This is a genomic window from Kitasatospora sp. NPDC002543 (assembly GCF_053594915.1).
The window spans coordinates 41937-50338 of sequence record NZ_JBSFWR010000060.1 but is presented as its reverse complement, the minus strand read 5'-3'; the positions used below and the strand labels follow the sequence as shown (position 1 = coordinate 50338).

Sequence of the window (8402 nt, the reverse complement as noted above, 5' to 3'; positions counted from 1 at the left end):
CGGCCCCGGGGGGGTGCCCCTCCCGCCCCCCGGGGGGGGGGGCCCCCCGGGCCCCCGGGCCCCCCGCCGCCCCTTCGCCGCCGGCCTGTCGGCTCCACCCGGTGGGTGTGAGGCCTTCTGTTGCGAGGTATTGCACCTTCATGAACAGTGGCCTTCAAAACCAAGGTCATCGAGGAATCTGACCTACGGTTGCCAGCATGCTGAGCACCAACAAGCGCCGGTACGCGGCCACCGCCATCGCCGGTCTCCTCGCGATCGCCACCCTCACCGCCTGCGAGGACAAGGACTCCCACGGAGCGGGCGGCCGGATCCGGATCGGAATCTCCGGCAGCAGCTCCGACTGGGACGTCCTGGCCCGCAAGGCCAAGGCCGAAGGCCTCGATGTCGAGCTGGTCACCTTCGACGACTACTCGCTGCCCAACAAGGCCCTGGCGGCCGGGGACATCGACCTCAACGCCTTCCAGCACCTGGCGTTCCTCAGCCAGTTCAACGCCGCCAACCACACCGACATCGTGCCCATCGGCGCCACCGCCGTCGCCCCGCTCGGCCTGTTCTCCAAGAAGTACAAGTCCGTCGGCGAACTCCCCGACAAGGGGCAGATCGCGATCCCCAACGACCCGACCAACCAGGGCCGGGCGCTGCGCGTCCTGGAGCAGGCCCAACTGATCAGGCTCAAGGACGGATCGGGCCTCCAGAGCACGCCCGAGGAGATCACCGACAACCCCAAGCACCTGAGGATCACCCCGATCGACGCGCAGCAGACCCCGCGTGCCCTGGAGGACACCGACGGCGCGGTCATCAACAACGGGGTGGCCGGCCAGGCCGGGATCGACCCGACCGGCTCGATCTTCCACGACGACCCGAACAACCCGTCCACCCGCCCGTACATCAACGTCATCGCGGCCCGGGCGAAGGACAAGGACAACCCGACCTACCGCAGGATCGTCGAGCTCTACCACTCGCCCGAGGTGCAGAAGGCCGCCGCCGAGGAGTCCAAGGGCGCCAAGGTGCTGAGCGACCTCGACCCGGAAGCGCTGCAGGCCGAGCTCGCCGGCCTGGCGAAGGCCGCGAAGGCGGGCTGATCCGTGATCGAGCTCCGCAACCTCTCCAAGACCTTCCCCGGAAGCGGGAAGTCCGCCCCCTTCACCGCCGTCGACGACGTCTCCCTCACGATCCCGCGCGGGAGCGTGTTCGGCGTCATCGGCCACAGCGGCGCGGGCAAGAGTACCCTGCTGCGGCTGATCAACCAGCTGGAGCGTCCCACCTCGGGCAGCGTCCTGGTGGACGGCCAGGAGCTGTCCGGCCTGAGCGAACGCCGACTGCGCGAGCACCGGCGCGGGATCGGCATGGTGTTCCAGCAGTTCAACCTGTTCGACTCCCGGACGGTGTACGGCAACACGGCCTACCCGCTGAAGCTCGCCGGACTGCCGCGGGCCGAGGTGCGGGAGCGCGCCGAGCAGGCGCTGCGCTTCGTCGGCCTGGCCGGCCTCGCCCGCCGCCACCCCGAGCAGCTCTCCGGTGGACAGCGCCAACGCGTCGGCATCGCCCGGGCGTTGGCCGCCTCGCCGAAGGTCCTGCTCAGCGACGAGGCCACCTCGGCACTCGACCCGGAGACCACCGGCGAGGTGCTGGCCCTGCTGAAGCGGGTCAACGAGGAACTGGGCATCACCATCGTGCTGATCACCCACGAGATGGACGTCATCCGCCGGATCTGCGACCGCGTCGCCGTGATGGACGGCGGCCGGGTGGTGGAGACCGGCGACGTCTACGAGGTCTTCGCGAACCCCCGGCACCCCACCACCGCCGCCTTCGTCCGCTCGGTCCTGCCCGAACGGCCCGCCGGCGAGGCGCTGGAACGGCTGCGCGAGCGGCATCCGGGGGCGCTGGTGACCGTCCCGTTCCGGCACGACGGCGACCTCGGGCGGGAGCTGTCCGGCCTGCTGCGCCGGCACGGCCTGGACTTCTCCCTCGTCTCCGGCGGGATCAGCGAGGTCGGCCGGCGGCCCCTGGGCAGCGTGACGCTCGAACTGCACGGCACGGAGGCCGAGGTGGCCGCGTTCCTGGCGGACCCGCAGGTCGTCGGCCTCACGTCCGCGGCGGACGCCCGCAAGGCGGTGGCGGCATGAAGGTCGACTGGGAGCTGTTCCGGCCCAAGCTCGTCGACGCCACCGGCGAGACCGTCTACATGGTGCTGGTCACCCTGCTGCTCTCCTCCGTGCTGGGGCTCGCCCTGGGCCTGCTGCTCTACGCCACCCGCAAGGGGAACCTGCTGCAGAACCGGCCCGTGTTCGCGGTGCTCAACCTGCTGATCAACCTGGTGCGCCCGGTGCCGTTCATCATCGCGATCATCGCGCTCGCGCCGCTCACCCGGGCGGTGACCGGCACGATGATCGGCACGGACGCCGCGGTCTTCCCGATGGTCGTGGTGGCGACCTTCGGCGTGGCCCGGATCGTGGAGTCCAACCTGGTCTCCGTCGACCCGGGCGTCATCGAGGCCGCCCGGGCCATGGGGGCCGGTCCGCTGCGGGTGCTGCTCACCGTCCTCGTCCCCGAGGCGCTCGGTCCGCTGGTCCTCGGGCTGACCTTCGTCCTGGTGGCCCTGATCGACTTCTCCGCCGTCGCCGGGATGGTCGGCGGCGGCGGGGTCGGCAACCTGGCGATGACCTACGGCTACCAGCGCTTCGACACCTCGGTGATGGTCGTCACCGTCGCGATCCTCGTCGCCCTGGTGCAGCTGGCCCAGCTGGCCGGCAACCTGCTCGCCCGCAAGGTCCTGCGCCGGTGACCCGTCAGGAGGCCGGGGCCTGACCGGCCCCGCGCTCGCGGGGGCCGGCACCGGGCCCGGGTGCGCCGGGCGCTGCGGCGGGCCCGCTGACCTCCACCCGGGAACGACCGGCAAGACGCCCCCGAGCCCTTCCCGGGCCCGGGGTTCCGTCATATCGTCGGTTTTCGCCGAAGGCGCCGGGTGCGCCGGACGCCGGGCCCGAGCCACCTCACCACAGCGGGGATGACGATGAAGAGTCTTGCGGCGCGACTGCTCGCCCTGGCCGCGGCCCTGCCGGTGCTCGCCGGCCTGGCGGCGGGGCCCGGGGTCGCGGCGCCCGAGGACGGGACCCGGGCCCCCGCGGCCGCGTCCTGGACCGGCCCGCTGAGCACCCGCGGCCGCTACGTCGTGGACGCCAGGGGGGAGCGCTTCAAGCTGAAGTCCGCCAACTGGGCCGGGGCGCAGGGCACCTGGCAGGGCAGCGGCAGCACCGACGACCCGGCGAACAACCAGGCCGGCCAGGTGTCCCACAACATCCCGCTGGGCCTGGACCGGGTGCCGGTGGCCCGGCTGCTGGCCGACTTCCGAGGCCTGGGCATCAACAGCGTCCGGCTGCCGTTCGCCAACGCGATGATCCACGACACCACGCCCGTCCCGGACTCCGCCGTCGCCGCCAACCCCCAGCTGCGCGGCCGGACCCCGCTCCAGGTCTTCGACGCCGTGGTGGCCGCGCTCACCGCCGACGGCTTCGCGGTGGTCCTCAACAACCACACCACGAGCTACCGCTTCTGCTGCGGCCTCGACGGCAACGAGCGCTGGAACAGCGGTCAGTCGACGGCGCAGTGGGAGGACGACTGGCTGTTCATGGTGAACCGCTACAAGGCCGACAAGCGGGTGGTCGGCGTCGACCTGCGCAACGAGGTCCGCCGGGACGTCTGGGACGACCCCAACTGGGGCCTGGGCGACGCCCACGACGAGTACGCCGCGTTCGAGGAGGCCGGCAACCGCATCCTCCAGGCCGACCCGGACCTGCTGGTCGTCATGGAGGGCATCAACTGGTACGGCGTCCCCGCCGTGGGGTTCAGCCACGGCCGCCCGATGCTCACCCCGGTCCGCACCCTGTCCCACACCCTGATCGACTCCGGCAAGCTCGTCTACTCCGCGCACTTCTACGGCTACACCGGCCCGGCCAACACCGGCGCGGGCAGCGGCCCGGGCTCCACCAGTGACCCGCGCTACCAGGACCTCACCCCCGAGCAGCTCGCCCGGGCGGTGGACGACGAGGCGCTGTTCGTCACCGGGGCCGGCCAGCACTTCACCGCCCCGGTGTGGATCAGCGAGTTCGGCGCGAACGGGCGCGGCTCGACCGACGCGAAGGAGCAGGCCTGGCTGCACTCCTTCACCGACATCCTGGTCCGCGACGACACCGACTTCGCCGTCTGGCCGCTGGTCGGCTGGGCCGACGCCGCGGGCCGGCCGCTGGACGGCTGGGCGCTGCTCTCCTACGGCCCGGACGGCACCCGGACCGGCCTGACCGACCCCGGGGACTGGCGGGCCGCCGACTGGAACCGGCTGGTCGGCGCACCGGCCGCGAGCGGCCCGGTGCCCGCGGTGGACCACTGGAACGTGCTGGCCCTCGACCACGCCGATCAGAACCTCTCCCGGCGGATGCTCGCCCGCGCGGACTGGAGCCCCGGGAACCGCAAGGGCGACTGCCCGGACGGCCAGCGCCTGACCGCCCTCGCCCGCGGCGACAGCCGGGCCCTGTGCACGGACGCGGGCGAGCCGGCCGTCGGCGGCGGCGACTGGACCACCGTCACCGACGAGCGCTACGTCACCGGGGGCGACTGGGCGTCCGGCTACGACAAGCTCCAGTGCCCCGACGGCGCCTTCGCGGTCGGCTACGGCGTGCGCGACAACGGCATGGCCGCCCTGCTGTGCGCCCCCGCTGCCGCCCCGCTGCCGCGCACCGGCCGCACCCTCTGGTTCGACCGGGGCGACAACCGGCCCGCCGCCGGCGGCTCGGTGGCGAGCGACTGGGCTCCGGGCCGCTACAAGGGCCAGTGCGCGGACGGCGAGTACCTGGCGGGCGTCGCCTCCACCTGGCAGCGCCTGCAGTACGGCGCCCCGGCCGCCCTGCTCTGCCGCCCGCTCGGCTGACCCCGGGGACCCCGGGTCCGGCGGGGGTGCCACCCGGGCGGCCGGTGTGACGATGACGAACGATCAGAAGTTCGTCGGTGAGGCCACGTTCCCGCAGGTTGGACGCGTGCATGACGTGTTTTCCGGAGGTCGGGACGACCCTTGACGGCACTGGGCTTCTCTGCCAACCTCTCGGCAGGTCTGGACCAAGATCGGTCTCTCCTCGGGGGAGGGGGCCGGCGCCGATCCGGTCGTCCGCAGGGGGGAACTGCGGGCCGGGAGGGTCGAGGCCGCAGCGGCCCGTCGGCCGCGCCGCCAGAGAATCCGCGGTGCCGGCCACGCCGGCGCCCGGGCACGGGGAACGCACCATTCACCGACTGCCGAATCGAGCCGCCCATGCCGCACACCCTCCCCCCGCAGGCCTCGCCCTCCCAGCGGGGCGTCTGGATCACCGAGTGCCTCGGCCAGGCGCACGGGGTGTTCCACATGCCCGTCCTGGTCTCCTTCGACCGGGTCGACACCGAGGCCCTCGCGCGGGCCGTCGCCGTGGTGACGGAGCGTCACCCCGCGCTGTCCCAGGTGTTCGTGGAACGCGACGGCACCCTGGTGCCGGAGGCCGGCACCCCTCCCGTCCTCGACGTGGTCGACGCCGCCGGGGACTGCGCGCGGAGCCGGGAGAAGCGGCTGGCCGAGGACACCGCCCGCCCGTTCGACCTGCGGCACGGGCCGTTGGCGCGGTTCACCCTCTACCGGGGCCCCGGCGACACGGCGGCCCTGCTGGTCGTCGTGCACCACGCGGTGTTCGACGGGGAGTCGAAGGACGTCCTGGTGGCCGAGCTCGCCGCGGCCTACGCGCACGCCCTGGACGGGGCCGCCCCGGCGCCCGGGCGGATCCCGCCCGCGCCCGTGGCCCCGCCCGACCCCGGGCTGGTGCGCCGCGCGGCGGACCGGTACGGCCCGCGCTGGGCCGCGGCGACCGATCCCGTCCTGCCCGGGCTGCCGCGGGCCGTCACGGCCCCGGCGTCCGGTGCCTCGGTCGGGTGGCGGACCGACGCGCCGGGGCGGGCGGCGCTGGCCGCCGCGGCGGAGCGCTGCGGCGTCACCGTCTTCGAGTTCCTGCTCGCCGCCCTGCACGGACTGCTGCTGCGCTACGGCTCCGAGGCGCCCACGGTCTCCGTGCCGCTGTCCGTCCGGACGCCCGAACAGGCCGGGGAGATCGGGCTGTTCGTCAACGAGCTGCCGGTGCACGCCCCGGCCGGCGCGGACGCCGGGACGCCCTTCGCCGCGTACGCCCGGGCCGTGCGCGCCGAGGCCCGGGGCGGGTACCCGTTCCGCGCGGTGCCCTTCGGCGAGGCGGTCGGCGGTCTGACGCCGCGCGCCGGGCTGGCCCCCGTGTCGTTCGGCTACCGGCGCGGCCGCTCCGCCGACCCGGTGTTCCCGGGCAGCACCGCCCGGGTGGACCGCGCGGTGTTCAACGGCGCCGCCCGCAACACGCTGCACCTCCAGGCCGTCGACACCGCCGAGGGGATCGCCTTCTCGCTCCAGTACGCCCCGGCGGTCCTGGCGCCGGAGGCCGCGGAGCGCGTCGCCGGGCACTACGCGGCCCTGCTGGCGGCCGCGACGGCCGAGCCCGAGGCCCCGCTGGGCACCCTGGAGCTCCTCGGCGAGGCCGAGCGGCACCTGGTGACCGAGGAGTGGAACGCCACCGCCTCCGCCTACCCGCACCATCGCACCGCCCTGGACCTGGTGCGGGAGCGGGCCGCCGAGGCGCCGGACGCCGTCGCCGTCAGCGCGGGCGCCGAGCGGCTGACCTACCGCGCGCTCGTGGAGCGGACCGACGAACTGGCCGCCGTCCTGCGCGGGGCCGGGGTCCGCCCCGGCGACGTCGTCGCCCTGCACCTGGAGCGCTCCGCCGACCTGCCCGCCGTCCTGCTCGCGGTGCACGCCGCCGGGGCCGGCTACCTGCCGCTCGACCCCGGCCACCCCGCCGAGCGGCTCGCCTTCCTGCTCGCCGACTCGGGCGCGGCCCTGCTGGTCGCCGACCGGAAGCCCGCGCCCGACGTGGTGGCGGCGGCACCGGCCGTACTCCGGCTCGGTGAGGGCCGGGCCGAACCGGGCCCCGCCGGGGAGGCGGCGGCCGCGCCCGGCACCCTCGCCTACGTGCTGTACACCTCCGGCTCGACCGGGCGCCCCAAGGGCGTGGAGATCGGGCACCGGGCCCTGGTGAACCTCCTGACCGCGTGCGCCCGGCTGCTCGGCTCCGGGCCGCAGGACGTCTGGCTCGGCCTGACCTCGCTCTCCTTCGACATCTCCGGGCTGGAGATCCTGCTGCCGCTGACCACCGGCGGCCGGCTGGTCCTCGCGCCGGACGGCGCCGCCCTGGACGCGCCGGGCACGGTCGGTCTGATCCGGCGCGAGGGCGTCACCCACCTGCAGGCGACCCCCTCGGGCTGGCGGGTGCTGCTCGGCGCCGGGCCGCTGCCGGCCGGGCTGACCGGGATCGTCGGCGGGGAGGCGCTGCCGCTGCCGCTGGCCCGGGAACTGCGCGGCTCCCTCGGCCGGCTGGTCAACGGGTACGGCCCGACCGAGGCGACGATCTACGCCACCTGGGCCGACGTCCCCGCCGGTGCGGACGCCGTGGTGATCGGCCGTCCGGTCGCCAACACCCGGGCGTACGTGCTGGACGCCGACGGCCGGCCGCAGCCGGTCGGCGTCCCCGGGGAGCTCCACCTGGGCGGCGACGGCCTGGCGGAGGGCTACCGGGGGCGGCCCGAACTCACGCAGGAACGTTTCCTCGATGACCCGTTCACCGGCGGCCGGATGTACCGCACCGGCGACCTCGCGGCCTGGACGCAGGACGGCGAACTGGAGTTCCACGGCCGGATCGACGACCAGGTGAAGATCCGAGGCCACCGGATCGAACTCGGCGAGATCGAGGCCGCGCTGCTCGACCACCCCGCCGTCACCGCCGCGGCCGTCGCCGTGCGCGAACAGGCCGACGGGGCGCCCGCGCTGGTCGGCTACCGGGTGCCCACCCCCGGCAGCGCGCCGCTGACCGACGCGGACCTGCGCGACCACCTGCTGCGCACCCTGCCCGCCGTCATGGTGCCCCGGCAGTTCGTGGCCCTCGACCGGCTGCCGCTCACCCCGAGCGGCAAGCTCGACCGGCGCGCGCTGCCCGCCCCGCCGCCCCTCCCGTCGAGCACCGCCGCCGAACCGGCCGGCGGCGAGCAGGCCGACGAGCTCACCGCGAGCATCCTGGCGATCTGGGAGGAGGTGCTGGGCACCTCCGGCCTCGGCCCCGACGACGACCTCTTCGACCTCGGCGGGCACTCGCTGACGATCATGCAGATCACCGCCCGGATCCGCGCCGCCCACGGGGTCGAGCTCGCCTTCGACCTGTTCTTCGACGCCTCCACCCCGGCCGCCCTGGCCGCCGTCGTCCGAGAGTCGCGTTGACCGCCGCCGACCGCCCCAGCGCGCCCTCCCCGCTCCACGC

The 8402-nt window shown here is 74.8% G+C and carries 5 protein-coding genes; all 5 read left to right on the top strand.

Translation table 11 applies throughout. From position 1 onward, the window contains the following. The first annotated feature begins 197 nt into the window (after positions 1-197). The 5 genes from ACWD4P_RS23860 to ACWD4P_RS23840 all read left to right on the top strand — a co-directional run bounded on the left by ACWD4P_RS23860 (position 198) and on the right by ACWD4P_RS23840 (position 8362). On the top strand, positions 198-1082 hold the full coding sequence (locus tag ACWD4P_RS23860; RefSeq protein ID WP_449780978.1) for a MetQ/NlpA family ABC transporter substrate-binding protein: 885 nt from the start codon (positions 198-200) through the stop codon (positions 1080-1082). A 3-nt stretch (positions 1083-1085) separates the two neighbouring features. Further along, complete coding sequence (locus ACWD4P_RS23855) at positions 1086-2126, top strand: methionine ABC transporter ATP-binding protein (RefSeq protein ID WP_359827517.1); 1041 nt, start codon at positions 1086-1088, stop codon at positions 2124-2126. Beyond that, positions 2123-2785, top strand: coding sequence for a methionine ABC transporter permease (locus ACWD4P_RS23850; RefSeq protein ID WP_359827518.1), 663 nt, complete (start codon positions 2123-2125; stop codon positions 2783-2785). Before ACWD4P_RS23855 ends, ACWD4P_RS23850 begins: the two co-directional genes overlap by 4 nt. A gap of 222 nt (positions 2786-3007) precedes the next feature. Beyond that, a complete protein-coding gene (locus ACWD4P_RS23845) occupies positions 3008-4924 on the top strand; it encodes a glycoside hydrolase family 5 protein (RefSeq protein ID WP_449780977.1) in 1917 nt (638 codons plus the stop codon). A 375-nt stretch (positions 4925-5299) separates the two neighbouring features. After that, positions 5300-8362 carry a non-ribosomal peptide synthetase gene (locus ACWD4P_RS23840; protein WP_449780976.1) on the top strand — a complete coding sequence of 1021 codons (3063 nt, stop codon included), beginning with the start codon at positions 5300-5302 and terminating at the stop codon, positions 8360-8362. Positions 8363-8402 lie beyond the last annotated feature (40 nt).

Coding starts and splice junctions, on each gene's coding strand:
- ACWD4P_RS23860 (WP_449780978.1), top strand. CDS start 198: ATGCTGAGCACCAACAAGCGCCGGTACGCGGCCACCGCCATCGCCGGT.
- ACWD4P_RS23850 (WP_359827518.1), top strand. CDS start 2,123: ATGAAGGTCGACTGGGAGCTGTTCCGGCCCAAGCTCGTCGACGCCACC.
- ACWD4P_RS23845 (WP_449780977.1), top strand. CDS start 3,008: ATGACGATGAAGAGTCTTGCGGCGCGACTGCTCGCCCTGGCCGCGGCC.
- ACWD4P_RS23840 (WP_449780976.1), top strand. CDS start 5,300: ATGCCGCACACCCTCCCCCCGCAGGCCTCGCCCTCCCAGCGGGGCGTC.